Annotated in this window: 27 protein-coding genes and 1 pseudogene; 20 read left to right on the top strand and 8 right to left on the bottom strand. The window is 41.0% G+C overall.

From position 1 onward, the window contains the following. Window positions 1-35 precede the first annotated feature (35 nt). Window positions 36-1,529, top strand: coding sequence for an acetyl-CoA carboxylase biotin carboxylase subunit (accC, locus tag F9K23_12610; GenBank protein ID KAB2914960.1), 1,494 nt, complete (start codon window positions 36-38; stop codon window positions 1,527-1,529). A 5-nt stretch (window positions 1,530-1,534) separates the two neighbouring features. Here the strand turns inward: accC and F9K23_12605 are convergent, their stop codons facing one another. Next, the gene (locus F9K23_12605) at window positions 1,535-1,888 is read right to left on the bottom strand and encodes a VOC family protein (protein ID KAB2914959.1); all 354 of its coding nucleotides are present in this window, start codon (window positions 1,886-1,888) and stop codon (window positions 1,535-1,537) included. Between the two features lie 8 nt (window positions 1,889-1,896). Beyond that, window positions 1,897-2,423 (bottom strand): annotated as a pseudogene (locus F9K23_12600) (O-acetyl-ADP-ribose deacetylase). Window positions 2,424-2,459: 36 nt separating this feature from the next. On the opposite strand from F9K23_12600, the gene F9K23_12595 reads away from it, so the two are divergent. The 9 genes from F9K23_12595 (at window position 2,460) to F9K23_12555 (ending at window position 9,022) form a co-directional block, all read left to right on the top strand. Further along, on the top strand, window positions 2,460-3,275 hold the full coding sequence (locus F9K23_12595) for a hypothetical protein (protein ID KAB2914958.1): 816 nt from the start codon (window positions 2,460-2,462) through the stop codon (window positions 3,273-3,275). Between the two features lie 93 nt (window positions 3,276-3,368). After that, on the top strand, window positions 3,369-3,812 hold the full coding sequence (gene rplM / locus F9K23_12590; GenBank protein KAB2914957.1) for a 50S ribosomal protein L13: 444 nt from the start codon (window positions 3,369-3,371) through the stop codon (window positions 3,810-3,812). Window positions 3,813-3,815: 3 nt separating this feature from the next. Beyond that, window positions 3,816-4,202: a 30S ribosomal protein S9 gene (rpsI, locus tag F9K23_12585; protein KAB2914956.1), complete on the top strand. Its 387-nt coding sequence runs from the start codon at window positions 3,816-3,818 to the stop codon at window positions 4,200-4,202. An 18-nt stretch (window positions 4,203-4,220) separates the two neighbouring features. Then, window positions 4,221-4,994, top strand: coding sequence for a 30S ribosomal protein S2 (gene rpsB / locus F9K23_12580; GenBank protein ID KAB2914955.1), 774 nt, complete (start codon window positions 4,221-4,223; stop codon window positions 4,992-4,994). Window positions 4,995-5,065: 71 nt separating this feature from the next. Then, window positions 5,066-5,902 (top strand): elongation factor Ts, encoded by an 837-nt coding sequence (locus tag F9K23_12575; GenBank protein KAB2914954.1) that lies wholly within the window; start codon window positions 5,066-5,068, stop codon window positions 5,900-5,902. A 69-nt stretch (window positions 5,903-5,971) separates the two neighbouring features. Continuing rightward, the gene (locus F9K23_12570; GenBank protein KAB2914953.1) at window positions 5,972-6,694 is read left to right on the top strand and encodes a UMP kinase; all 723 of its coding nucleotides are present in this window, start codon (window positions 5,972-5,974) and stop codon (window positions 6,692-6,694) included. A gap of 144 nt (window positions 6,695-6,838) precedes the next feature. After that, a complete protein-coding gene (locus tag F9K23_12565; GenBank protein ID KAB2914952.1) occupies window positions 6,839-7,453 on the top strand; it encodes a hypothetical protein in 615 nt (204 codons plus the stop codon). Between the two features lie 274 nt (window positions 7,454-7,727). After that, entirely contained in the window at window positions 7,728-8,318 is a 591-nt protein-coding gene (locus F9K23_12560) for a hypothetical protein (GenBank protein KAB2914951.1), read from the top strand. Window positions 8,319-8,419: 101 nt separating this feature from the next. Next, window positions 8,420-9,022, top strand: a complete 603-nt coding sequence (locus F9K23_12555) for a zinc-ribbon domain-containing protein (GenBank protein KAB2914950.1) — start codon at window positions 8,420-8,422, stop codon at window positions 9,020-9,022. A 7-nt stretch (window positions 9,023-9,029) separates the two neighbouring features. Here the strand turns inward: F9K23_12555 and F9K23_12550 are convergent, their stop codons facing one another. Further along, window positions 9,030-9,944, bottom strand: a complete 915-nt coding sequence (locus F9K23_12550; protein ID KAB2914949.1) for a hypothetical protein — start codon at window positions 9,942-9,944, stop codon at window positions 9,030-9,032. A 65-nt stretch (window positions 9,945-10,009) separates the two neighbouring features. On the opposite strand from F9K23_12550, the gene rfbC reads away from it, so the two are divergent. After that, window positions 10,010-10,552, top strand: a complete 543-nt coding sequence (gene rfbC, locus F9K23_12545; protein ID KAB2914948.1) for a dTDP-4-dehydrorhamnose 3,5-epimerase — start codon at window positions 10,010-10,012, stop codon at window positions 10,550-10,552. 38 nt (window positions 10,553-10,590) lie between these two features. Beyond that, window positions 10,591-11,523, top strand: a complete 933-nt coding sequence (locus F9K23_12540; protein KAB2915031.1) for a tryptophan 2,3-dioxygenase — start codon at window positions 10,591-10,593, stop codon at window positions 11,521-11,523. Between the two features lie 140 nt (window positions 11,524-11,663). On the opposite strand, the gene F9K23_12535 is transcribed toward F9K23_12540, so the two are convergent. Then, window positions 11,664-14,171 (bottom strand): T9SS type A sorting domain-containing protein, encoded by a 2,508-nt coding sequence (locus F9K23_12535; protein KAB2914947.1) that lies wholly within the window; start codon window positions 14,169-14,171, stop codon window positions 11,664-11,666. 73 nt (window positions 14,172-14,244) lie between these two features. Next, window positions 14,245-14,874 (bottom strand): hypothetical protein, encoded by a 630-nt coding sequence (locus F9K23_12530; GenBank protein KAB2914946.1) that lies wholly within the window; start codon window positions 14,872-14,874, stop codon window positions 14,245-14,247. Window positions 14,875-15,083: 209 nt separating this feature from the next. Between F9K23_12530 and rbfA the strand changes: the two genes are divergently transcribed. The 8 genes from rbfA (at window position 15,084) to F9K23_12490 (ending at window position 21,547) form a co-directional block, all read left to right on the top strand. Beyond that, the gene (gene rbfA / locus F9K23_12525) at window positions 15,084-15,467 is read left to right on the top strand and encodes a 30S ribosome-binding factor RbfA (protein KAB2914945.1); all 384 of its coding nucleotides are present in this window, start codon (window positions 15,084-15,086) and stop codon (window positions 15,465-15,467) included. A gap of 11 nt (window positions 15,468-15,478) precedes the next feature. Beyond that, the gene (locus F9K23_12520) at window positions 15,479-16,285 is read left to right on the top strand and encodes a class I SAM-dependent methyltransferase (protein ID KAB2914944.1); all 807 of its coding nucleotides are present in this window, start codon (window positions 15,479-15,481) and stop codon (window positions 16,283-16,285) included. Window positions 16,286-16,394: 109 nt separating this feature from the next. Beyond that, a complete protein-coding gene (locus F9K23_12515; protein ID KAB2914943.1) occupies window positions 16,395-17,621 on the top strand; it encodes an FtsX-like permease family protein in 1,227 nt (408 codons plus the stop codon). Window positions 17,622-17,627: 6 nt separating this feature from the next. Beyond that, window positions 17,628-18,188 carry an aminoacyl-tRNA hydrolase gene (locus F9K23_12510; protein ID KAB2914942.1) on the top strand — a complete coding sequence of 187 codons (561 nt, stop codon included), beginning with the start codon at window positions 17,628-17,630 and terminating at the stop codon, window positions 18,186-18,188. Window positions 18,189-18,196: 8 nt separating this feature from the next. After that, the gene (locus F9K23_12505) at window positions 18,197-18,928 is read left to right on the top strand and encodes a sulfite exporter TauE/SafE family protein (GenBank protein ID KAB2914941.1); all 732 of its coding nucleotides are present in this window, start codon (window positions 18,197-18,199) and stop codon (window positions 18,926-18,928) included. A gap of 88 nt (window positions 18,929-19,016) precedes the next feature. Beyond that, the gene (locus F9K23_12500; GenBank protein ID KAB2914940.1) at window positions 19,017-19,721 is read left to right on the top strand and encodes a CPBP family intramembrane metalloprotease; all 705 of its coding nucleotides are present in this window, start codon (window positions 19,017-19,019) and stop codon (window positions 19,719-19,721) included. Between the two features lie 34 nt (window positions 19,722-19,755). Then, a complete protein-coding gene (locus tag F9K23_12495) occupies window positions 19,756-20,745 on the top strand; it encodes an NAD-dependent epimerase/dehydratase family protein (GenBank protein KAB2914939.1) in 990 nt (329 codons plus the stop codon). 4 nt (window positions 20,746-20,749) lie between these two features. Beyond that, the gene (locus tag F9K23_12490; protein ID KAB2914938.1) at window positions 20,750-21,547 is read left to right on the top strand and encodes an SDR family NAD(P)-dependent oxidoreductase; all 798 of its coding nucleotides are present in this window, start codon (window positions 20,750-20,752) and stop codon (window positions 21,545-21,547) included. A gap of 104 nt (window positions 21,548-21,651) precedes the next feature. Here the strand turns inward: F9K23_12490 and F9K23_12485 are convergent, their stop codons facing one another. From F9K23_12485 to F9K23_12475, 3 genes are all read right to left on the bottom strand, one after another. Then, window positions 21,652-22,728, bottom strand: coding sequence for a restriction endonuclease (locus F9K23_12485; GenBank protein KAB2914937.1), 1,077 nt, complete (start codon window positions 22,726-22,728; stop codon window positions 21,652-21,654). 320 nt (window positions 22,729-23,048) lie between these two features. Then, window positions 23,049-23,336 carry a GIY-YIG nuclease family protein gene (locus F9K23_12480; GenBank protein KAB2915030.1) on the bottom strand — a complete coding sequence of 96 codons (288 nt, stop codon included), beginning with the start codon at window positions 23,334-23,336 and terminating at the stop codon, window positions 23,049-23,051. 226 nt (window positions 23,337-23,562) lie between these two features. Beyond that, complete coding sequence (locus tag F9K23_12475) at window positions 23,563-23,988, bottom strand: GNAT family N-acetyltransferase (GenBank protein ID KAB2914936.1); 426 nt, start codon at window positions 23,986-23,988, stop codon at window positions 23,563-23,565. Between the last annotated feature and the right edge of the window lie 42 nt (window positions 23,989-24,030).

Raw genomic sequence — 24,030 nt, 5'->3', positions numbered from 1 at the left:
TACGGTAGCACCGTTGTGTGCTTAATTTATTGCTGATGAAAAAAATACTTGTTGCCAACAGGGGCGAAATTGCCATCCGTGTGATGAAAAGTGCCCGCGAAATGGGGATTAAAACGGTTGCCGTTTATAGCGAAGCCGACCGTAATGCATTACACGTGCGCTATGCCGATGAGGCGGTTTTTTTGGGGCCTCCCCCATCCAACCAATCCTACCTGTTGGGCGATAAAATTATTGAAGAAGCCAAACGCTTAGGGGTTGATGGTATTCACCCCGGTTATGGCTTTTTATCAGAAAATGCTGCCTTTGCCCGCAAGGTAAAAGAGGCGGGGCTTATCTTTATTGGCCCTTCGGCAGAATCAATGGAGATAATGGGTAGTAAAATTGGTGCCAAGCAAGCTGTGAAAAAGTTTGACGTACCTATGGTACCCGGCATTGATTACGCCATCAGCGATGTGAACGAAGCCCGCAAAATTGCCGACAGCATTGGTTACCCTGTGTTGATTAAAGCATCAGCAGGCGGAGGCGGTAAAGGTATGCGTACCGTTGAAAACTCAGAAGAGCTTGAACAACAAATGAACATGGCTATTAGCGAAGCTACCGCAAGCTTTGGTGATGGTGCAGTGTTTATTGAAAAGTTTGTAGGCTCACCCAAACATATTGAGATACAATTATTGGGCGACCAACACGGTAATGTGGTGTATTTGTTTGAACGCGAATGCAGCATACAACGCCGCCATCAGAAATTGGTAGAAGAAGCCCCAAGTAGTTGCCTTACTCCGGAAGTACGCAAAAAAATGGGCGAGGCGGCAGTGAATGTTGCCAAAGCCTGTAATTATTTTAGTGCAGGTACTGTAGAGTTTTTGGTGGATGAGCACCTTAACTTTTACTTCTTGGAAATGAATACCCGTTTGCAGGTAGAGCATCCCGTTACTGAGATGATTACCGGCCTTGATTTGGTGAAAGAACAAATTAAAGTGGCAATGGGAGAAAAACTTAGTTTCACCCAAGACGATTTAACTATAAAAGGACACGCTATTGAATTGCGTGTGTGTGCAGAAGACCCTGCTAATAACTTTTTGCCCGATATAGGCCGCCTTGAGCGTTACCGACTACCCGAGGGTGTAGGCGTGCGTGTAGACAACAGTTATGAAGAAGGGATGGAAATACCCATTTACTACGACCCTATGATTGCCAAGCTGGTAACCTACGGTGCTACACGCCAAGAAGCCATCGACCGTATGGTGCGTGCAATAAGGGATTATCAAGTATCAGGTATTGAAACCACCCTACCCTTTGGCACCTTTGCTATGCAACATCCTGCTTTTATTGAAGGTAAGTTTGATACCCACTTTATTGCCCAATACTTTACGCCTGAAAAACTAAATGTAGCCAGCGAAGAGGCTGATAAAATTGCCGCTTTAGCTGCTTATATGTTCAGCAGCAGTCAAAAAGGTAACCAAAGCGAGGGCGAAACAACTACCCAGCAAGGCGTATCAAACTGGAAACAAAACCGCAAAGTGGTTCGCTGATTTTATTACGTTACCTGTATGGTAAATCCATACGGAGTTTTAAAATATAAGTCCACAGAGTTGCCTCTATATTTTCGAGGCTCTGCGACCTCATAGCCATCGTTTTTCAACGAAGTGTAAATTTCCCTCACCTTCGCTTCATTGTGGATTAAAAACCCTATATGAAAGGTCAGAGGGCATGTTATCTCCTTTGCAGCTTGTTGCATAAGAGTAATTACCATTCCGTCATCGTCCTTTAGGGCAATAAACGTTGCGTCATCCGTAGCACCTTCTATACTCTTTAAACCAAAATATTTCTCTAACAACCTTCGGGCACCTTGTGCATCATTCACCGTAAGATTTATATGGTTAAGTTTCATTAGTGCTTTTATTCTTCTTTTAATAACAAAGCATATATAGCATAGTTTTCTTCGTCAAAACACACAAACTGCACGTTTTGTATGCAGTATTTTGCTCCAAAAAAGCGCTAACGGTTTGCACGGCAATTTCAGCAGCGCGTTGCTTTGGAAAACGATAAATCCCTGTACTGATATTGGGGAACGCTATAGTTTCAACACCATTATCAATAGCAACTTGTAAGCTGTTTCGGTAGGCATTGGCAAGCAACGTCTCTTCATTGCTCTTTCCTCCGTTCCATACAGGCCCTACAGTGTGTATCACAAAGCGGGCAGGTAAATTACCCCCGGTAGTTATTACAGCCTTGCCCACCGCGCACCCTCCTTGCCTGTTTCGGATAGCAATGCATTCCTCCAAAATTTTAGCGCCTCCGGTACGATGAATAGCTCCGTCTACCCCGCCGCCGCCTAACAAAGAAGTATTTGCGGCATTAACGATTGCATCGACGGCCATTTTAGTAATATCTTCTTTACTAAGTGAAATTCTTTTCATTTCCATTTATACAAAATTAAACCTAAAGGCCGTTGCTTGTATATGAAGGCCATTATAATAGTATTTCTAATTTCCACCAACCTTTCTTTTGGCTGTTCATACTCCGGCATTACTATCTGGCCTCCTAACCTATCTACAATAAACCAAAACACATTATTTGTGGTTACCATGCGCGGACATAATTATATGCGTCAAATTCGAGAAGGGCGATTTATGTATCTTATAAATCGGTTTGACACAATTACCTTTGAATTAGTTGATTCTTCTATCGGAGAATATAGTTTTATTCAAGCTGTGTTAAAACCTGCAAAAAAATTGGCTTATAAGACTAATTACTGTATGGATTATGATACCTCAATCCCAAACGATGTTGTTTCACTAATTGAAAAGAATTATATCCGAAAAAAAACAGTGTATAAAACCGAAGCTATATATCCGTGGTGGATTGTAGCGGATAGCAATGAGCTAAAACAATATCCACCAAAACCTACTCTTAGCTTTAATGAAAGCTCATATGACGACGAAGGAACTAGTTGCGAAACAATGTATGCTGATTTTAACATATCTACAGCCTCAGACGAGCCAATACTATATAGATTATACATCCGCTCAAAAAAAATTGACGGCTATATATTTCTTACACCAAGCAAATACGATTCAACACTTTTGTATGTTAATTATGACATGATAAACCTACAACCGTTTTCGTTCTATTCCGCAACTGTAGAGGCAATAGACACATGGGGGCGTATCAGTAGCAAATCAAACAAAGTCACATTTAATACTCCTTTTATACGCTCTATTGACAGGATAATGTTTTATACTTGTGGGTCAATATTGGAAAGTATTATCCACTAAAAGTATTCGGGTATTTAAAAAAACTTTTGGTGAGTTTGTTTTTCAAAATAAACGTCATATCTTTGCCGTCCTTAAAAAAATAAAGTAATAGCTGTGAATACGCTAAGTTATAAGACGGTTTCTGCTAACAATGCCACTGCCACCAAAGAGTGGGTTATAGTAGATGCTGAGAACAAAGTGCTGGGCCGCTTTGCATCAGAAGTGGCAAAAATTATCCGTGGTAAACACAAACCAAACTTCACTCCTCACGTGGATTGCGGTGATAATGTGATTGTGATTAACGCCGATAAAATTCGCCTTACAGGCAACAAATGGGAAGACAAAGAGTATGTTTCATACAGCGGTTATCCCGGTGGCCAAAGGTTCATTTCTGCCAAAGATTTGATGGCTAAAAAACCAACTGCCATTGTTGAAAAAGCAGTGCGCCGTATGTTGCCAAAAAATAAATTAGGCAATGCAATAGGTCTTAACCTGCATGTATATGCAGGCGCTGAGCACCCACACCAGGCACAACAACCTAAAGAAATTAAACTGTAATACATGAGCGTGATTAATAAAATTGGCCGTAGGAAAACTGCAGTAGCCCGTGTTTATCTGGCCCCCGGCACCGGCGCAATTACCATTAACAACAAGGATTTAAAAACATACTTCCCTGAGCTTACCTTGCAATATCAGGTAAACTTGCCTTTTGAGAAAACAGGTACTGCAGGGCAGTTTGACGCAAAAATAAATGTACAAGGCGGCGGTATCAGCGGTCAAGCTGAAGCTGTTCGTTTGGGCATTTCGCGTGCTTTGGTTGAAATTGACGAAGCGCACAAACCTGCTTTGAAGAAAGACGGCCTGATGACACGCGATTCACGTATGGTTGAGCGTAAGAAGCCCGGCCAAAAGAAAGCAAGGAAAAGATTCCAATTCAGCAAGCGTTAATTTTATTTACAGCATACAATGTCTAACATCAATATACAAGATTTACTGGATGCAGGTGCACACTTTGGCCACCTTACCAAAAAGTGGAACCCAAAGATGGCACCCTTCATCTTCATGGAGCAAAATGGTATTCACCTTATCGATGTGAATAAAACCAAGGCAAAGCTTGAAGAAGCTGCGTCAGCCATGAAAAACATCATCAAATCAGGCCGTAAGGTGCTTTTTGTAGCTACTAAAAAACAAGCAAAAGAAATAGTAGCTGCTGAAGCGCAACGCATTAACATGCCTTATGTTACTGAGCGTTGGTTGGGTGGTATGATGACCAACTTTGCCACCGTGCGTAAGTCAATCAAAAAAATGCAAAGCATTGATAAACTTTCTAAAGACGGTACTTACGATACCATGTCGAAGAAAGAGCGTTTAATGCTTGATCGCGAAAAACTTAAACTACAAAAAGTTTTGGGTGGTATCGAGGATATGAACCGCTTACCCGCAGCTCTTTTTGTTGTTGACGTAAAACGCGAACATATCGCTATAGCTGAAGCTATGCGTCTTAACATTCCTGTGTTTGGTATTGTTGATACCAACTCTGATCCTACTAACATCGATTTCCCAATTCCTGCAAACGATGATGCAGCAAAATCAATCATGTTGATTACCCGTGTAATTACTGATGCTATTGCTGAAGGTTTGCAAGAACGTAAACGCGAAAAAGACGAAGTAGAAGCTGAACGCGGCAAAGAAGAATCAGTACAAGCTACCGGTTCTGAAGAAGAAGTTTCAGCGGAATAATATTAGGGTAACACCTGTTCCCCATTTTTGCAAAAATAAATTTTAACCCTTAAATAAAGGATAGGAATAGTATGGCTATTACAGCTGCTGACGTAAACAAACTGCGCCAAATGACCGGTGCAGGTATGATGGATTGCAAAAAAGCCCTTGAAGAAGCTAATGGCGATTTTGAAGGTGCTGTAGATATCCTTCGTAAAAAAGGACAAAAAGTATCGGCCAGCCGTGCCGGACGCGATGCTGCTGAAGGTGCTGTTGCAACTGCAATTACTGCCGACGGTAAAACAGGCGTAATGATTGCCCTTAACTGCGAAACTGATTTTGTGGCTAAGAACGAAGAGTATACTTCTACCGCTCAAAAATTTGCTGATTTGGCTCTTGCCAACCTTCCTGAAAACCTTGACGGCCTATTGGCTATCAAAATGGAAGATGGTCGCCCTATTTCAGAACACATTACTGATATGGTGGGTAAAATCGGCGAGAAAATTGAAATTTCTAGCTACGAGAAACTTACCGGTGAGGCTATTGTTAGCTATATCCACTTAAACAATAAATTAGGTGTATTGGTAGCACTTAACAAACCTGCCAGCGAGTCTGTGGCTCATGCAGGTAAAGATGTTACCATGCAGATTGCTGCAATGAATCCAGTAGCGTTGGACAAAGAAGATGTATCAACTGATACTTTGACCCGTGAAATGGAGATTGCCCGCGAGCAAGCTCGTGCTGAAGGCAAGCCTGAAAATATGCTGGATAAAATTGCTGAAGGTAAACTTAACAAGTTTTACAAAGAAGCTACTTTGCTAAACCAAGAGTTTGTAAAGGATAACAGCAAAACCATCCGCCAAATGCTTGACGGAGTTGAAAAAGGCTTAACGGTTACCGCCTTTAAGCGAATAGAAATAGGAAAATAATTTTTTTTGAATAACTTTAATCCCGCTTCGGCGGGATTTTTTTTGACCCTACTGCAACAAACTAACCAAATGAGCAGCGAATTGAAATACAAAAGGATATTACTTAAACTTAGCGGCGAATCGCTGATGGGTAATCAAAGCTATGGTATCGACCCAAAAATTCTTGAACAATACGCAGATGAAATTTTAAACATAGTAAACCTTGGCGTTGAGGTGGCTATTGTTATTGGCGGAGGAAACATTTTTAGGGGCGTACAAGGTGTACAAGGCGGCTTGGTCGACCGCGCACAAGGCGATTATATGGGTATGCTTGCTACCGTTATTAATGCTATGGCCTTACAAGGGGCTGTTGAACGTACCGGTATTAAAACACGTTTGCTTAGCGCTATTAAAATGGAGCAAATTTGCGAACCGTTTATCCGCCGTCGTGCTATGCGTCACTTAGAAAAAGGCCGTGTGGTAATTTTTGGAGCCGGAACCGGTAACCCGTACTTCACCACAGATACAGCAGCGTCACTGCGTGCCGTTGAAATAGAAGCCGATGTGGTACTAAAAGGTACCCGTGTGGATGGAATTTATACTGCCGACCCTGAAAAAGACCCTACAGCTACTCGTTACGAAGAAGTTTCATACAGCGAGGTATATGAGCGCGGGCTTAATGTAATGGACTTGACAGCCATTACACTTTGCCAAGAAAACAAACTACCCATCATTGTTTTTGATATGAACAAAAAAGACAATTTGATGAACCTTGTGAAAGGTGAAAAAGTGGGTACACTGGTAAAAGCATAAACAGAGAAACAAATAATACTTACATCCGCAGGGTTAACTTTTAGCCTTGCGGATTTTTTATTTTACGGTTTTATACTAAAAAAAGAAAGGGCGATTGCATTTATTGCAATTACAAGTAATAGTATTGATTGTAGCTTGGCTGATATGAGTTCAAGGTTAATATTAACTATTTCCCTCTTTATTGGCCTTATACAAACAATAGTTGCACAATTTAGTAATCCTTCATCACACAGTGTGTATGCCCAATTTACCCACGGCAATGGTTCTCATGATATTTACAGCGCATCATTAACACATATCAATAAAAGGGGCTTTTCAATCACCTTGCAGTCGACAAACGAAAGCCGAAACTCAAAAAACTTACCCGCTGATTATGAACCGGGATGGTCGATTATGGGAGATGGAATACCCGACGTATCAATTTCAACAAAATCACTTTTAGTAGGAAAAGTATTTGAAGAAAAATCAAAGCTATTGCGATTTAATCTACAGGGAGGTATTTGCTACGGTACAATTGAGCGTCCTGTAAACTTTGTTAAACAATCGAGAAGATCCTTTTTTGGTACAACCTCCTACTACTATGATTATGAGCTACAAAAAAATCGTTTTATTGGACTAATGCTAAACCCTACAATGGATATAATGATTTCACGAATGATTGGATTTTCAACGGGCATTTTGGCTAATATTAATCACCAAACTATAACAATGGGTGCTCAGTTTAGCTTGCAAGTTGGTTTTATACGAAAGTCTAGATGAATAAATTGCCCGGCTTTATAAACTTTGAGTTTTTGTTGTGCTAACGTTTATCTGTAGTAGTAGTAACATCTATGAAAAAAAGACCGATTGATTTTCCTTTAGAAAGGTAAAAAACTGCAATCTGATAAAAGCATAAACAGAGAAACAAATAATACTTACATCCGCAGGGTTAATTTTTAGCTTTGCGGATTTTTTACGGTTTTATACTAAAAAAAGGAAAGGCGATTGCATTTATTGCCTTCTGTAAGTACATGGTGGAAAGTAGTTTAGCGTTATGAAAAATAAACTACTTACTACTGTGTTTCTATTTACTTTCTGCGCCACAACTAGTATGGCACAGCTAAGTAAACCTGCCTCAAACGGCTATTACGGGCAAATTGCCTACGGAAATGGTTCTCACCATATCTTCAACATTTCGTTAAACCACATAAATAAAAGGGGTTTCTCTATTTCGTTCCACAACACCATTGAATTGAGAAATTCTAAAAACGTACCCGCTGACTTTGAGCCCGGCTGGATGGTTATTTTTGGGGATGGAATACCCAATGTAACCATTGCAACAAGTTCAGCAATGGTAGGAAAAGAGTTTGAAGAAAAATCAAGGTTGCTTCAGTTTGATTTACGCGGTGGTATTTGCTATGGTACTATTGAACGTCCGGTAAATTTTGTAAAAAAATCCAAATCCTCATTCCTTTTTGGCGGAACTACTTACTACGAGTATGAACAACAAAAAAACAGTTTTATCGGGTTTGTAGTAAACCCCACCATGAATATCAATGTATCCAGATATATTGGCTTTTCAGCAGGTATGCGCAGCAATATTAATGCGCAAACAATAACCTTTGGTGCAGAGCTTGGTATATAAATCGGTTCTTTAAGAAAAAAATGACAGCTCCGTTCGTCTAAAACCTTTTTGAACGGTATTGATTTTCAAGTACCTTTCTCGCAAAAAACCTAACAATCATAATGATTATCTACGGACACCGTTCAACTTCAATCGGAAGCACAAAAATACCCTATGAAGTTTGTCCCAACTGCAATCACGAGGGGGCAATGAGCTTGCACATTTTCTCAAATTATGCACACATATTTTGGATTCCCCTTTTCCCTTTCAGAAAATATGTGGTTGCACACTGTGCAAATTGTGATGCCGCTTTTGATAAAAAACAACAATCAGAAAGTATAAAACGTGAAGCTTCCCTTGCCAAAGGGATGTATAAATCTCCAATTTGGACCTTCTCTGGAGTTGGAGTACTTGGTGTGATTATAATTGCAGGTACAATCTTATCAAACAAGAGTAATGAAGAGGAGAAAAAATTTATTGCTGACCCGAAGGTTGGGGATGAATATACTCTTAAGGTTGAAAACGATTACACCCTTGCCAAGGTCTTTTCTGTTCAAGACAGTATCGTGGGAATTGCCGTAAATGAGTTCTCAATCAACAAAATAACCAAAGTATATAAGCTAAAAACTGAAAAGGCAGAGCACTTTACTGATACCACTTATTTAACGTTTTCAGAGTTGCTGGAAATGCACACCGAAGGAACGTTAGTGGTTATTGACCGCTAGTCTATCATTAATCCAAAACAAACGTTTTAGTACCGATGATAAAGCCTTCGCAGTATAACTCAACTTTGTAAGTGCCTTTTTCCCATTCGGTATTTCCGCGTGCGTAGTGGAAGGTAATCGTAGATTGGTCGTTTTTAAAGTTGATTCGTTGACGTTGGGTGTACATTGACTTTTCACCTTGGTACTCAAACTGTCCGCCGCCCGATGTTGAAGTAGATATTGTAGCTCCGTCAGGAGAAAGTATGCGCAAGTAAACTTCTTTGTCTCCGGGCTTGGCAGTTGGGTTATCCCCTACTTTAAACTGCACACGTACTTGGTCAACCCTTTTAGCGCGGGTGGTTTCACGTTCACGTCCACTGGTACGGTTTTGTATGCCGGTAACTGTAATTCCTTCGGCTTTTAACCTTGATGCCACGCTTAACTGGCTTTCCTTACGGATATTATCCATCGTAAGGTCTTCAATTTTATTTTTTGCCCTGTTCAGGTTGGTTTTAGTTTCCTCTAAGTTTTGGGCAAGCACTTCATTAGCCTGAGCTAACGAATCAATTTGTTGTGAGTATTTACGAGTGTAAAAACGTAAAGCATCCATTTCATCACGCACCTTCAAAAGTTCTGATGCAGAAATCTGATTGCTCCTCAACAATGATTTTATCTTATCTGCTTGGGCTTGCAACTCAGCATTTTTAATTTGTATCACTGAGTCAAGCTCGGCATTTTGCCCTTTATACACCGCCAATTGAGATTCGGTTTGTTTCAAAATACTGTCCAACTCGCTGCGGGCATTGTCAGTATTCACTAACTCCTCGGTAATTTTAACAACCTCTTTTTCTTTGTTAAAATACAAATACGCAAACACCCCGTTGCTTATAAGTAACAAAATTATAAGGGTGATATATATGGCTTTGCCTTTTGAGTTTTCCATCTGCGCTTTTTTGGTTTTCTGCAAAAATAGAATAATTAAATTTGTCGGCCTTAATACTTAACGTAATGGATGTAATAAAAATTTTCATGGATGGCCCGTTGGTTTTACAACCGAAGGTTTTTTACGATGAACGCGGCTATTTTTATGAAAGCTATAATGCCGATGCTTTTAACAACGCGGGCATACCCGATGTGTTTGTGCAAGACAATCAATCGCTTTCGCAAAAAGGAGCATTGCGCGGTTTACACTTCCAAGCCCCCCCATACGCCCAAGGAAAACTGGTGCGCGTAATAAAAGGGGCGGTTTACGACGTTATTGTGGATGTGCGTAAAGATTCGCCTACTTATGGCAAACATTACGGCATTGAGCTTACTGAGGAAAATTTTACAATGTTTTGGGTGCCGCCGGGGTTTGCGCATGGCTTTGTGACCCTAAAGGATAATACCATCTTTACTTACAAATGTACCAATGTTTACAACAAAGCATCAGAGGGCGGCTTGCTATGGAGCGACCCTGCATTGGGCATTGACTGGAATATTGAGAACCCTATTGTATCTGACAAGGACAAGGTTTTGCCCAATTTTGAAAACTTAGTTTCTCCCTTTTAATTTATATTGCGAAGATTTTTATGAAAACAGAGGAGTCAATAGAGATTACCCCACGCATGTATGAACTGCTCTCACAACTTGAGCAGAAATACGAAACGATGGGGCAGAACATGGAGGCATACCTTGAAGGGTTGTTGTATGCCGACTATACAACGTATTGGGATTACATCCAAACCGATGCATTGCTGGCTTTGCAAACACCGCGTACGAGCTTTCCGGATGAGATGGTGTTTATCATGTACCATCAAATTACCGAGTTATATTTTAAACTTGCTTTGCACGAAATTGAACAGATATGCAAACACCCTAACCTTACTTCGGCATTCTTTGCCCAACGTATGAAAAGGGTAAACGCATACTTTGATAACCTTACCGCTTCATTTAAGATTATGATTGACGGTATGGAACCTGAGCAGTTTCTTAAGTTCCGTATGTCGTTGCTGCCTGCAAGCGGCTTTCAATCATATCAATACCGCGCTATTGAAATTTGCGCTACCAACTTTTATAACCTTGTAGGTAAAGATTACCGCGACCGTTTTAATGGCGAGGCAGATGTGGATGCAATGTTTGATTACATCTACTGGAAATCAGGTGCTACTGAACTTGCTACTGGCAAAAAAACGCTTACTCTTACTCAGTTTGAGCGCAAGTACACCCCTGCATTGAAACGCCTTGCTAATGAATACAACCACAAAAACCTTTGGGAACGTTTTAAACAGTTAACCGACAAAGACGATGAGTGTGTGAAAGAAATGCGCCACTTTGATTTGAATGTGAATGTTAACTGGCCCATGGTACACATGCGTTCAGCAGCACGCTACCTGCAAAAACCTGAAGGTGAAATAGCTGCCACAGGAGGTACTAACTGGCAAAAATACCTTGCCCCCCGTTTGCAAAAGCGCATTTTCTACCCTCAGCTTTGGAGCAACGAAGAGTTAGAAAATTGGGGTACCGGTAGTGTAAACTATTAATCCAACAACTTTTAAACGTATAAAATCCCGCCACTGAGCGGGATTTTTTCATTTCAGCCCATTACATAGCTACCTTGGACAATAAAAAAGGCGCAGCAAATTGCTGCGCCTTATAGCAACTGATAGCTCCAGTAAATCCCTTATTTTATTACCAACCTGCCTGCTGCCAACGTTTCAGTAGTAGTGCGTACTTTATACGCATACATACCGGCAGCTAGGTTTTGCAGGTTCAATGTGGTTTCATTACTAGTTAACTCTATTGTTGTAATTACACGCCCTATAACATCGTACAACTCAAACTGAATGCCTTTGTATCGGGCAACATCTTCAATTTTTATCACGGTGCTGCCTTCGGCGGGGTTGGGGTACACCAATAAACCAACTTTGTTAATGGTCTCTCCTACCGATGATTTTACAAACGATATTTGTTTAGTAACACTATCAGCCCCGCAAAAATTAGCCACTACCATTGTTACAGGGAATGTGCCGCTTTGATTTGGAATAAGATTAAGATTACGGTTGGGGTTGGTTTGGTTTGTCCCGAATTTCCAAGTGTATGAATTACCAAACAGAGAGGTATCACTCAATCTAATCGTATCATTTTGTATGGTGTAGGTAAACCCTGCTTTTGGGCTGTTGATTACCGTTAATGATTTTTTAGACGAATCGGATGAGCTTCCGCAAACATTTGCAGCCCTTACCCAAATTGTGTGCGCAGCCCCCGGATTACTAAACGTAATCACCACCGAGGTATCGGTACTGTTATCAGTAGTGCCGCCGCCAATTACACCCCACGAGTATCCCAAAGCAGTGGGTACGCTGTTGATGGTAAACAATTGTTGTTTCATACACCCTGTATCAGGTCCTGTAATAACTCCGGGTTGGGCAGGTTTTGCAGGCAAAATGTTAATATAATCTACTTTAGTGGTGGTATCATTATCTACAACCCCTTCAACAATTAGTTGAACGGTTTTAGCACCTGATGTGTTATACATTACTGTGTGAGGGCCTTTGCCTGTAGCGGTTGCAGGCGAAGCTCCTGCGCCGAAATCCCATGTGTAGGCATTGGTACTGCCCACCGAAGTATCAGTAAATATTATTGACGACCCTGGGCAAACTGAGGTAAGCGAAGCTTTGAAACCTGCAATGGGGATTAACGAACAGAAGTTAGGATTAAGCGCCTTCATAATGGGTTTAGCACATACGGCGGCCGCTGTGTTCATGTCCATTACATAGTTACCGCCTTCTAAATCACCAAAAGAGCTAAGCGCACGTTTGGTTTGACCGTTTGAGATGGAGTAGTGCATAATCTCGCTACTGTTTATCACGTGACCCAATTGATGCCCGTGACCCAACTCGTGCACTGCAACACTTTCAAAATCGTATTGACTAATTGAAGGCGAACTGGTGTTAAAGTTCCAATTAACTCCGTCATCAAACACAATATCCAATTCAGCAACGTACCAAAAGGTAGTCGGACCTATCACACAACCGCTCCACCAGCTTGAGCAACGTCCTAATACACCGTTGGGCAACTCGCTGCCAATATCAAAACGGATAACGTTTACGGCATCGCGGGCAATCGTATTTACAGTGGTTGTGCTGCCAATATCCCAATTAATAAGGGTGCCGCAACGCCAGTTCTGAAACGCCCTCAAAAACGATTGCTTGGCCGCAGTATTCGAGTTAAAATCGGTATAAAACTGCCAAGTGTACCCAGTTCCGTTAATACCCACATGAACGGGTTGGTACACAATATCATTAGCATCTTTTACATTCAGTTGGGCAAAATTTATTACAAGATTGCCAGTTGATTGTGCTGTTCCGCTTCCGTTGTTCACTTCTATTTTTCCGGTACCTGCTTTAGAGGTTATCTCTACTTTTATTTCAGTATCAGTCCACGAAATGTATTCAACATCTACAGGCTGTGTTACACCGCTACCACCGTTATCAGCATTTTTAAAAGCCACATAACTTGCTCCGCGTGTTGCTCCAAAATCAGTACCTGTTATGGTTAGTACGGTTTTTGTACCTGCCGAAGCACTATCAGGAGTAAACGAGGTGATTGTAGGAGCTACGTTTATTACAGGGTCGCCGTTTTCTGAATATGTATCCAATACCACGGGCTGCTTGCCTGTAATAGCAATTATTTTAGTATATAGTTCGTTTTTAATGTGGTATTTGGCAAAAGGGTCGGTAGCAGTAATGCCGTCAGCAGTAAACTCTGCAAAGCCCTGCGGGCCGGCATAAGCCTCAAACTTATCAAATGAGCTTAACGCTCCTGCCCCGTTCAAGCGCACCTTACTTGGGTTGCAGAAGAACACTCCTCTGTCGCCGGTGTGCAGTTCAAGGGTAGCACTTACCTCTTGTCGTGTAAGTCCCATAGTACCACCTTCTGTTACCACATAAAACACCCTGCCGTTATTGGCCAGACTGCCCTTAAACAGTTTGTAGGCATACACCTTATGCACGGTGTAAATATTATCACGCAAAGTGTTCCAATAGCTGGTGCTGCTTAGCACCCTACCTTCTACAATATGTGAAGATTGGTTAACACGGTCGGCAAGCGGTACCGGATACAACATACATTGTCCCCATACTCCCGCACTAATAAATAAAAGGGTAGTAATTAGTAAAAAACGTTTCATGCAGCACAATAAATTGGTTAGCGGCAAGATACTTATTTTTTAGACAAGAAATAAAAACGGAAGTGTGGTTACACTATCTAAAGAGATTGATAATTAAGGCTACAGCTACCAAAATATAAACCATTGCAACAATACGGTTCATCCACATGGTAAACTTATCAGTAAGCTTATTTTTAATCTTGTGAGCTCCCAATGCAATCATGCTTTCAGTAAAAAAAATACCGCAAAGCGCACAACTAAAAAACAAGATGTTTTGATTGAGGTTGTACCCCATTTCGCCCGTTGTATAGGTAGAAATAGCAGCCCAAGCAAAGAAGTTAGCGGGGTTTAATGCGTTTAATAAAAATCCTTTACCAAAATAATAAACCATGCCTCCAAAACTGATAGGTGCCGAAGCAGCTGATTTATCGATGGGTTTTTTGGCGTGCAACAATGTATAACCGCCCAACAACATTAAAAACGAAATAGCGGCAAGCTGCACCCAACGACTACTTAAATCACCCTCTGTAAATAAGCTGGTACCCAATAAGGCAAAAGAGATAAATAAAATATCTGAAGCAATTACCCCTGTAGCAATGGTGATACCGGTTTTATAACCGCCTTTAATACTGTTTTGTATAAGGGCAAAGAATACCGCCCCCAGTCCCATGCTGAGTCCTAAACCAGTGGCAAAACCTTTAAAAACGATACTAATTGTATGCACGCGTGGGGCGAAGATACAGAATACGCCTATATTTATACAACACCTGCCGTGTAATTGCGGTTGGTTACCTCCCGCTGAAGCCGCCTGCCACGCATAGTACAGACAAGCTGTAGTCTATTTTAACTTGTTAGTTTTGAATTTTTTAAATCTTTTTGGCGTGAGGTTTGTTGTATATACATAAAAGTGATAGATATTTGTAAGTTAGTTTTATGGACAGCCGAAGGCAGGAAAAATTCGCGAAACTTATTCAGCGAGACTTGGGGGATATTTTCCTTCAGAAAACATCCTCATTGTTTAAGGGTAATTTTATTACCATTAGTGGGGTAAAAGTATCGCCCGACTTGGGCTACGCTAAAATATATCTAAGCTTTTTTAAAGCGGATAAACCAAACGATTTGTTGGATATTGTGCAATTGCATGCTAAAGAAATAAGGCATGAACTTGCTGCCAAAATAAAAAATCAGGTACGCAAAATACCTGAACTTGAATTTTATATTGACGACAGCTTGGATTATGTGGAACACATGGAAGGTGTGTTTAAAAAGATAAAAGACGAAGAGCAACGCACTATAGCCCATCAAAGCAAAGGATAACAGGTAAGGCAATGGATTGTCAACGGATTGAAACGGTATTAGCTAAAGTTTTTAACAGCAATACCAAGCAAAAACAAATGTTTTATTGGCTGCTCGACTTTTTCTTACTAAAAAGCTGGCACGTTCACAGGGAGCTGAAAATATGGTCTCAGGCCAACAAACATCCTTCTCATATTCTTGATGCAGGCTCAGGCTATGGGCAATACTCGTACTACATGTCTAAACTAAGCCCGCAGTACAACATTACTGCGATGGACTTACGCCAAAATGCTATTTGCGAGTGCAACCAGTTTTTTAGAAGACAGGGATTAAACAATATATTCTGCCGCAGCGGCAACTTGCTTGAATTGAATCAGCCTAACTCATTCGATTTGATTTTGGCAGTAGATGTGATGGAATACATTGAAGAGGATACCACTTTATTTAAGTTGTTTTATGACGACCTTAAAGACAATGGTAACCTGTTGATATTTACCCAAGCATCAAAACGCAACGAAAAACCTACCGAGTGTATGAGCACCGGTATGCACGGCGAAAAAGTGCGCGTAGGTTATGATATGGCAGAACTTAAAGAACGTTTGCGTAAAGTAGGCTTTAAGAAAGTTCGTGCACGCTACTCGTATGGCAAAGCAGGTAAACTTTCATGGGCATTATCAATGAAGTTCCCCTTCAAACTGCTTAACATTTCACGTTTATTCTTTATACTGCTTCCGTTTTATTACGCGGTAATGCTACCCGTGTGTTTGTTACTCAACTACCTTGATACACACGTGGGACACCTTAACGGCACCGGTTTATTGCTAAAAGCCTATAAATAAGACACATCCCGCATTATTTTTCAGGATATACTTTAGTGTATTGTTTTGGTGTTTTAAATACTACCATACAAGCACCTAAAACCTTATTTTTGCCTCAAAGCCCACACGTTTGAACCTTTCTAACTTTATATCGCGCAGATACCTGTTTTCAAAAAACAATAAAAACGCCATTAATATTATTTCGGGTATTTCTGTAGCGGGCTTTGCTGTCGGCTCATTTGCCTTGGTAGTAGTACTCTCGGTATTTAACGGGTTCGAAAGTTTGGTTACATCGCTGTTTAACTCGTTTGACCCCGATATAAAAATTATTGCTGCCGAAGGCAAAGTATTTAACCCTGATACTGCCAAACTTCCACAATTGAAACAAATTGACGGAGTGCTGCACATTACCGAAGTATTGGAAGAAAAAGCGGTTTTGAAGTACGACGACAAACAAACAAAAGCCACCGTAAAAGGTGTGGGCGAAGGTTTTGAAAAGTACACAGGCATTGACACCATGATGGTTGACGGCAACCTTGTGCTAAAGGATAAAGAACACCAATATGCCGTATTAGGCTATGGGATAGCCCGTTACCTATCAATAAACGTAGATAATTTTTTCATTCCCCTTACTGTATTTACCGCCAAGCGAGGCGATGTTACTTCGCTTGACCCTGAAAACGCCCTTGTAAAAAAGCAGATAACCCCTGCGGGTGTTTTTAGTATTGAAGAAAACATTAACGATGAGTTTGTAATAGTACCTATTGAGTTTGCCCGACAGTTACTTGAATACAAAACTGAAATATCAGCCTACGAGGTGATATTGAAACCGGGCACTAATATGCAAAAGATGCAACGGCAAATGCAGGAAGTTTTGGGCAACGGTTTTGTGGTTAAAAACCGCTACCAACTGCAAGAAGTATTGTACAAGGTGTTTAATACCGAGCGTTGGGCCACCTACTTTATCCTTACGTTTATATTGCTGGTAGCCGCATTTAATGTAATCGGTTCGCTTACTATGCTGGTGATAGATAAAAAAGGAGACATCTCAGTCCTAAAAAGCATAGGTGCCAGTGACGGATTGATACGCAGTATCTTTTTTAAAGAGGGCTTGCTGATTGCTCTTATCGGTGCGTTTGTGGGGATAGGTTTAGGCGTATTAGTATGCTGGTTGCAACAAACTTATGGGTTTATTACCTTGGGCAATCAGGGTACGTTTGTGGTAAGCAACTATCCTGTGAAAATGAAAGCGTTTGATATACTGCTGGTGTTTTTCACCACTATAATTTTAGGGGCTGTTACATCCATGTACCCCGCCCTTAAATCATCAAAACAAGAAATGTATTTTGGAAAATAAACGGGTATGAAGTACTTAATAGCGGGACTGGGAAACGTGGGTGCCGAATATGAGTTTACAAGGCACAATATAGGCTTTGAGGTGTTGAATGAAATAGCAAAACGCCTTGAAGTACAATTTGAAGTAGGCAGGCACGCCTATGTAGCTGAAGCAAGGCACAAAGGCCGCACACTTTTATTAGTGAAGCCTACCACTTACATGAACCTGAGCGGTAAAGCGGTGGCCTATTGGAAGGCCGAGCTTAAAGTAGAGTTAAACAATATAATGGTGGTTACCGACGACCTTTCGCTGCCGTTTGGCAAAATGCGGATGCGCGGCAAGGGAAGCGACGGCGGACACAACGGACTGAAAAACATTACCGAGGTATTGCAAACCCCCAACTATCCCCGTTTGAGGTTTGGTATCGGAGACAACTTTGCCAAAGGCCGTCAAATAGATTACGTACTTGGCAAATGGAGCACCGAGGAGCAAAAAGACCTTGAGGCTAACATACAACGAGCCGCAGACGCTATATTGTCATACACTTCTGTTGGCATAGAGCGTACAATGAACGTATATAACACATAGCAATACTTATGGCTGCCCAATACATTCTTTTTCTGATTATTGTTCTTATTTCAGAAATATTGGGCACACTCGGGGGCTTTGGCTCATCAGTGTTTATGGTGCCTGTTTCACAATATTTTTTTGGCTTTCACATGGTATTAGCGCTTACGGGACTGATGCACGTTTTTAGCAACGCCAGCAAAATGTTTCTTTTCTACAAACACATCCACTGGAAAACCACCTTGCTTATAGGCATACCCGGAGTATTGTTTGTGTTGTTAGGAGCATGGCTCACCACCATCATACGTTTCACATGGGCAGAAGCCGTTTTGGGATTGCTGCTGATTGTGATTAGTGCCGGATTATGGATAAAACCCAACTGGAAACTTCCTCCAACGGTTACAAATACAATTACAGGCGGAAGCATTGCAGGTTTTTTAGCAGGTTTTGTAGGCACGGGAGGCCCTATTCGCGGGTTGGTATTGGCCGGATTAAATCTTGAAAAAAGCGTGTTTGTAGGTACTTCAGCCGCAGTAGATATGGGCATAGACCTTAGCCGCTCTTTTGTTTACTTAGGCAACGGGTACTTGGAGAAAGAGATGTATTACCTCATCCCTTTTCTCATCGTAGCCTCTTTCGTAGGCTCGTGGATTGGCAAACAATTACTGGACAAAATAAGCCAAGAGGTCTTTAAAAAAATCATACTGGGGCTCATCTTTGCCATCGGCGTATCGCTGATAATAAAGTTCTGGCTCAATTAAATAACCCGCTGATTAATCGGCGTTTTTCTACACTCTGTCAATAATTAATGCCTTCTTAATATACATAACTGCTAATTTTGTTGCCGTTTTGCAAATATTCATTGCCGCATACACCCTATTTTTAGTAGGCTTTGCCCTTTACTTTCTCTTATTGTATAACAGAAAAAAGGTAGAGAATTACTTGTGGCTAAAGTACGGCACTTACAAAGCCAACCAACTGTATGTGGGGCTTGAAAAATTTACCGGCTTTGTTACCATGATGCTACTACCCCTTGCAGTGCTTCCCTTTTTAAATGATTTTGATACAACAGCATTGGGCTTAGAATTTACCAACGTACCGTTAACGCTGATGTGGTGGGGAATATTGGGCAGTTTGATGCTGATTGTAAACCTGATACGTGCCGGAAAACCTGAAAACTATGCCTTATACCCGCAAATTCGTTCCCCGTTATGGAGCATTAGCCTGCTGGCTTACTACCTGTTTGGTTGGGCACTTTATTTACTGGGATACGAGTTTCTGTTCAGAGGGGTTTTATTCTTTTCAGGAATAGAGATATTGCCGTTGTGGTTAAACATTACCATCAACTGCATACTGTATGCGTTGGCACATTTGCCCAAAGGCAAACTTGAGATTATTGCCTCGATACCCTTTGGAGTGGTGCTGTGCCTTGTTAGCTGGCACACCGGTAACTTTTGGGCAGCGTGGTTGATACACCTAACACTGGCAGTATCAAACAGTTTGTTAGCGATAAGAGCTAACCCGGCAATGACTGTGAATTTTAGAAAGTTATAACACGATATATTTTTGTGATAGGGGGTTTTGACAGATGAAGATTTTTATAACAGGAGCTACAGGGTACATAGGCAGGCAAGTGGCATTACACCTTGCCAACAAAGGGCACGTGCTCCACGCCATTGTGCGCAGCCCCAAAAAAGCACAATTACTGCAACACCCCAATATTATCTTGTTTGAGGGTGATTTACATCAACCTGAACGGCTAAGCGCTGCTGCAACGGGTTGCGATGTATGCCTGCACGCTGCCGCATACGCAGCCATCTACACCAAACAAATTGAATTATTTGAAGAGATAAACATTAACGGCACCAAAAACGTATTTAATGCCGCAAAAACAGCAGGTATCAAGCGTTTTATCCTTATCTCATCAGCGGGCATATACGGACCCAGCGAAGGAGATATCCCCGTTACTGAAAACTCGGTGCGTAAGGTTACCTTCTTTAATGAATACGAGCGTACCAAAGCGATAGCCGACGATTGGGTGCTTGAACAAAATAGCCCTGAAATGACCACGCTGTCGCTAAACCTTACCCGTGTATATGGCCCCGGTCAGTTGACCGAAGCCAACGCAGGAACACGACTGATACAACAAGTAATACAAGGCTGGCGGATAATACCCGGCGACGGTAAAAACATTGGTAATTATGTTTTTATTGATGATGTGGTGCAAGCCTGTGAAAATGCATTAACATTGGGCAACGGTGGAAACCGCTATATAATCGGCGGTGAAAACCTTAGTTTCGATGAATATTTCGGGGCAGTGAAACAGGCTACCAATGCCCGCCAAAAGATGATATACACCCCTGTGTGGCTGATAATGGCAGTATCATACATAATGTTGCTGTTGGCTCACCTTGGTCGTACCCCGCTGATAACACCGCAATGGGCAAAGCGATACATGAAAAACTGGATATTAAACAGTGCCAAAGCCCAAACTGAATTGAACCACTCTCCTACTGCTTTTGAAGTTGGGGTAAAAAAAACTGTAGCATGGCTGCAAAATGGCAGCCCCTTAAACTAAAACTGTGAAACAACAAACAAACTATGTGCTTATAACTGGTGCCGGTGCCGGACTTGGCCGGTGCCTTGCGCTTGAAATGGCAAAACAAGGACACTCTCTTATTTTAGTATCGCTGCTACAAGAGGAATTGGACAGGGTAAAAGCTGAAATATTGACAAAACATCCCGCTTTGGCAATTGAAACGCTGGCGCTGGATGTGCTTCAACCCAATGCTGCCGATACTGTTGATGCTTGGCTAACCGAAAATAACATTGCCCTTAAAGGATTGGTAAACAACGTAGGCATGGGCTATACAGCCAACTATGAAGTAACAGATGCCGCCTTTTTTCAAAAACTGTTACAACTAAATATCATGTTTACTCATAGCCTTACCCATAAGGTTATACATCGACTAATAGGGAATGCTCCTGCATTTGTGCTTAATGTAGCCAGTATGGCTGCCTTTTTCCCGCTACCCTACAAAGCACTGTACTCAGCCTCAAAATCGTTTATTTTAACCTTTTCGAGGGCTTTGCGTGCTGAAATGTGGGACAACAAAGTGCAAGTAAGTTGCTTGTGCCCCGGCCCTATGGTAACTAACAACGAAGTACGCGAGCGGATAAAAAACATTGGTTGGCGCAAATACATTACCAACATATCCGAGCCTGAAGAAATTGCGCAAAAAGCGGTGAAAGGACTTGCGGCCAACAAAGCTGTGATTTTGCCCACCCTAAACGATAAAATAACTGTTGCCGTAAAACGCATCATTCCCGCGCCCATATTATCATGGCTGCTACGGGTATTGTCTAAGAATACGTATTAAAAATACAAGCTACATTTACTTATGCGATCCTGAGACAAGCTCAGGATGACGGGAGGCAACCCCTGCCAGTCATGCCGAACTTGTTTCGGCATCGCCACACTATCTTATTTAACGTCTGATGCTCCGTAAGACAATACAACAGCAATTAAACCATCCGCATGTTTATATATTTCATCAATGGAGCTAATTTCATGCTTGGTCTCTTTTTTATCAGCATCAAATACTCCTAAATACTTTTTGCCCCCATTTAAATATATCCTGCAAATAGGTTTTCTGTTATTATCATCAAGAATCACAGAAAAATACGACTGTGCATCGCGATAAAAAATTCTGCTACCTTCTACATTGTTTCTTAAAATAGCTTTAACAATGTAATAGCTTTCAAGCTCTTCAACTGTTGTATCCAGCTTACTTTCACTATCTTGTTTTTGCACAACGTTTTCTGCTGATTTCTGCAAGGAGTCATCCGCCTCCCTTTTTAGTGCATTTTTTAGCCTTTCTGTTACAACATCACTAATGTATTGATTAAATGATGTTTTTGTTAGTTGCGTAAACTGCTCTAGAACCTTTTCTGTAATTTTACCCGGATAAGCCTGTTTTGCAAAGTGCTTAACAAAATCTACAGATGGTGAATTAAGTTCATTAGCAATAAGATTCTTTATCTCATTGGTATACTTTAACTCACTGGCTGCATTTAAAATACTCTCAACATCAAAGTTTGATTTATGAAATTTTTTCAGTTCATCAAACTGATTATCTCTTATATCTGTAAGGTTTACTTCTAAGAATGGTTTTTCATCCATCTTGTTAGGATGAACCAAATCCGTATAAAACCTAAAAATTATACCGTTTGTCAGTATTCCAAACTTAGCTTTTGACACATGAAAGTATCTAAGAAGTTGACCGTCATGTAAATTAAGATTTTCAACCCAATGCTTGCATTCAACCAGAATGACAGGGTGCCCGTCTTTCATAATAGCATAATCTATCTTCTCCCCTTTTTTTGTACCAATATCTGTTATGTATTCCGGCACTACCTCATGTGGGTTAAAAACATCATAACCAAGTGTTTTCAGAAAAGGCATAACAAATGCGTTTTTTGTAGCTTCTTCTGTCTTAGTAATCTCTTTCAGCTTATTAACCCTGTCACCAAGCTGTTTTAGTTCATCTTTAAAATCCATAACTTTAGTTTTGCAATCCGTTAATACAAATAACGAAAATTAATTGAATATATCATTTAAACCTTCCGAGTACAGTTATAAATTATCCCAATAGTCTTTATATACAATATTTAATAGAACCTATTTCATGACAAGCACAGGATGAAGATAGGCAACCCCTGCCAGTCATGCCGAACCTGTTTCGGTATCGTATTAGCTATCAACAATTCTTTTTATGCGATCCTGAAACTAGTTAAGGATGACGGGAGGCCACCTCGGCCAGTCATGCCGAACTTGTTTCGGTATCTCATTACTTTATATGCTACCTACGTTGTAAATACCTAAAGTTGATCAAACAAATCAACAAAGCCGGGATTGAAATCACGGATTAAATTGAATTTCCAGTCTCTGTGCCAATTCTTTAATTGCTTTTCCCTTTTAATGGCACTTCTAATATCAAATAGCTGTTCATAATACAACAAGTAAGTCAGATTATACTTTGCTGTAAATGCACTACCTGTTCCGTTCTTGTGCTGGCTAACTCTTGTTTTTAAGTTTGCAGTAACGCCAATGTACAATGTAGTGCATAGCCTGTTTGAGATTATATATACAAAACCACTTTTAAGCATGATGCTTAATATGGCAGTTCCCAATTTTGTAAACAATACCCGCAATATTTATTTATGCGATCCTGAGACAAGCTCAGGATGACGGGAGGCAGCCTCAGCCAGTCATACCGAACTTGTTTCGGTATCGTATTAGCTATCAACAATTCTTTTTATGCGATCCTGAGACAAGCTCAGGATGACGGGAGGCAACCTCAGCCAGTCATGCCGAACTGGTTTCGGTATCGTATTACAATCCTCTCAACACCATTTTAAAGTGTTTTATTCCGGCTTCTTCAAACTCTTCGCCTTCGGGTTCAAATCCTTGCTTTTTATAAAAATCAACTACTTGGCTTTGGGCATGCAGGTATACTTTTTGTGCTTTCGTATCAATATCGTTTAGTACTGCTTTTACCAATTCCCTGCCCACTCCTGCACTTCTAAAATCGGGCAATACAGCAAAACGTTCCAGCTTTATCCCCTTCTCGGTTTTGCGCCAACGGGCTGTGCCTGCCTCTTCACCATCAACTAAAGCAATAAAATGGGTACTTTCTTCCTCGTGCTCGTACTCCAAGTCCCTATCCACACCTTGTTCATCCACAAACACCTTCACGCGTATATCAAACGCCAGCTGCAAAGTTGCAGGGTCGCTAATTTTTGTAACTGTAACCGTCATATAATAACAAATATACTAAATAACCGCTGCGCTAATAGCTGT

The sequence above is a fragment of the Bacteroidota bacterium genome (genome assembly GCA_008933805.1).
Taxonomy (GTDB): Bacteria; Bacteroidota; Bacteroidia; order UBA8524; family UBA8524; genus SB11.
This window is presented reverse-complemented; position numbering and strand designations above follow the sequence as displayed.

Coding starts and splice junctions, on each gene's coding strand:
- F9K23_12605 (KAB2914959.1), bottom strand. CDS start 1,888: ATGAAACTTAACCATATAAATCTTACGGTGAATGATGCACAAGGTGCC.
- rpsI (KAB2914956.1), top strand. CDS start 3,816: ATGAGCGTGATTAATAAAATTGGCCGTAGGAAAACTGCAGTAGCCCGT.
- F9K23_12485 (KAB2914937.1), bottom strand. CDS start 22,728: ATGGATTTTAAAGATGAACTAAAACAGCTTGGTGACAGGGTTAATAAG.
- F9K23_12570 (KAB2914953.1), top strand. CDS start 5,972: ATGAGCAGCGAATTGAAATACAAAAGGATATTACTTAAACTTAGCGGC.
- F9K23_12495 (KAB2914939.1), top strand. CDS start 19,756: ATGAAGATTTTTATAACAGGAGCTACAGGGTACATAGGCAGGCAAGTG.
- rfbC (KAB2914948.1), top strand. CDS start 10,010: ATGGATGTAATAAAAATTTTCATGGATGGCCCGTTGGTTTTACAACCG.
- F9K23_12565 (KAB2914952.1), top strand. CDS start 6,839: ATGAGTTCAAGGTTAATATTAACTATTTCCCTCTTTATTGGCCTTATA.
- F9K23_12480 (KAB2915030.1), bottom strand. CDS start 23,336: ATGCTTAAAAGTGGTTTTGTATATATAATCTCAAACAGGCTATGCACT.
- F9K23_12595 (KAB2914958.1), top strand. CDS start 2,460: ATGAAGGCCATTATAATAGTATTTCTAATTTCCACCAACCTTTCTTTT.
- accC (KAB2914960.1), top strand. CDS start 36: ATGAAAAAAATACTTGTTGCCAACAGGGGCGAAATTGCCATCCGTGTG.
- F9K23_12575 (KAB2914954.1), top strand. CDS start 5,066: ATGGCTATTACAGCTGCTGACGTAAACAAACTGCGCCAAATGACCGGT.
- F9K23_12555 (KAB2914950.1), top strand. CDS start 8,420: ATGATTATCTACGGACACCGTTCAACTTCAATCGGAAGCACAAAAATA.
- F9K23_12510 (KAB2914942.1), top strand. CDS start 17,628: ATGAAGTACTTAATAGCGGGACTGGGAAACGTGGGTGCCGAATATGAG.
- F9K23_12535 (KAB2914947.1), bottom strand. CDS start 14,171: ATGAAACGTTTTTTACTAATTACTACCCTTTTATTTATTAGTGCGGGA.
- F9K23_12550 (KAB2914949.1), bottom strand. CDS start 9,944: ATGGAAAACTCAAAAGGCAAAGCCATATATATCACCCTTATAATTTTG.
- rpsB (KAB2914955.1), top strand. CDS start 4,221: ATGTCTAACATCAATATACAAGATTTACTGGATGCAGGTGCACACTTT.
- F9K23_12520 (KAB2914944.1), top strand. CDS start 15,479: ATGGATTGTCAACGGATTGAAACGGTATTAGCTAAAGTTTTTAACAGC.
- F9K23_12505 (KAB2914941.1), top strand. CDS start 18,197: ATGGCTGCCCAATACATTCTTTTTCTGATTATTGTTCTTATTTCAGAA.
- F9K23_12560 (KAB2914951.1), top strand. CDS start 7,728: ATGAAAAATAAACTACTTACTACTGTGTTTCTATTTACTTTCTGCGCC.
- F9K23_12475 (KAB2914936.1), bottom strand. CDS start 23,988: ATGACGGTTACAGTTACAAAAATTAGCGACCCTGCAACTTTGCAGCTG.
- rbfA (KAB2914945.1), top strand. CDS start 15,084: ATGGACAGCCGAAGGCAGGAAAAATTCGCGAAACTTATTCAGCGAGAC.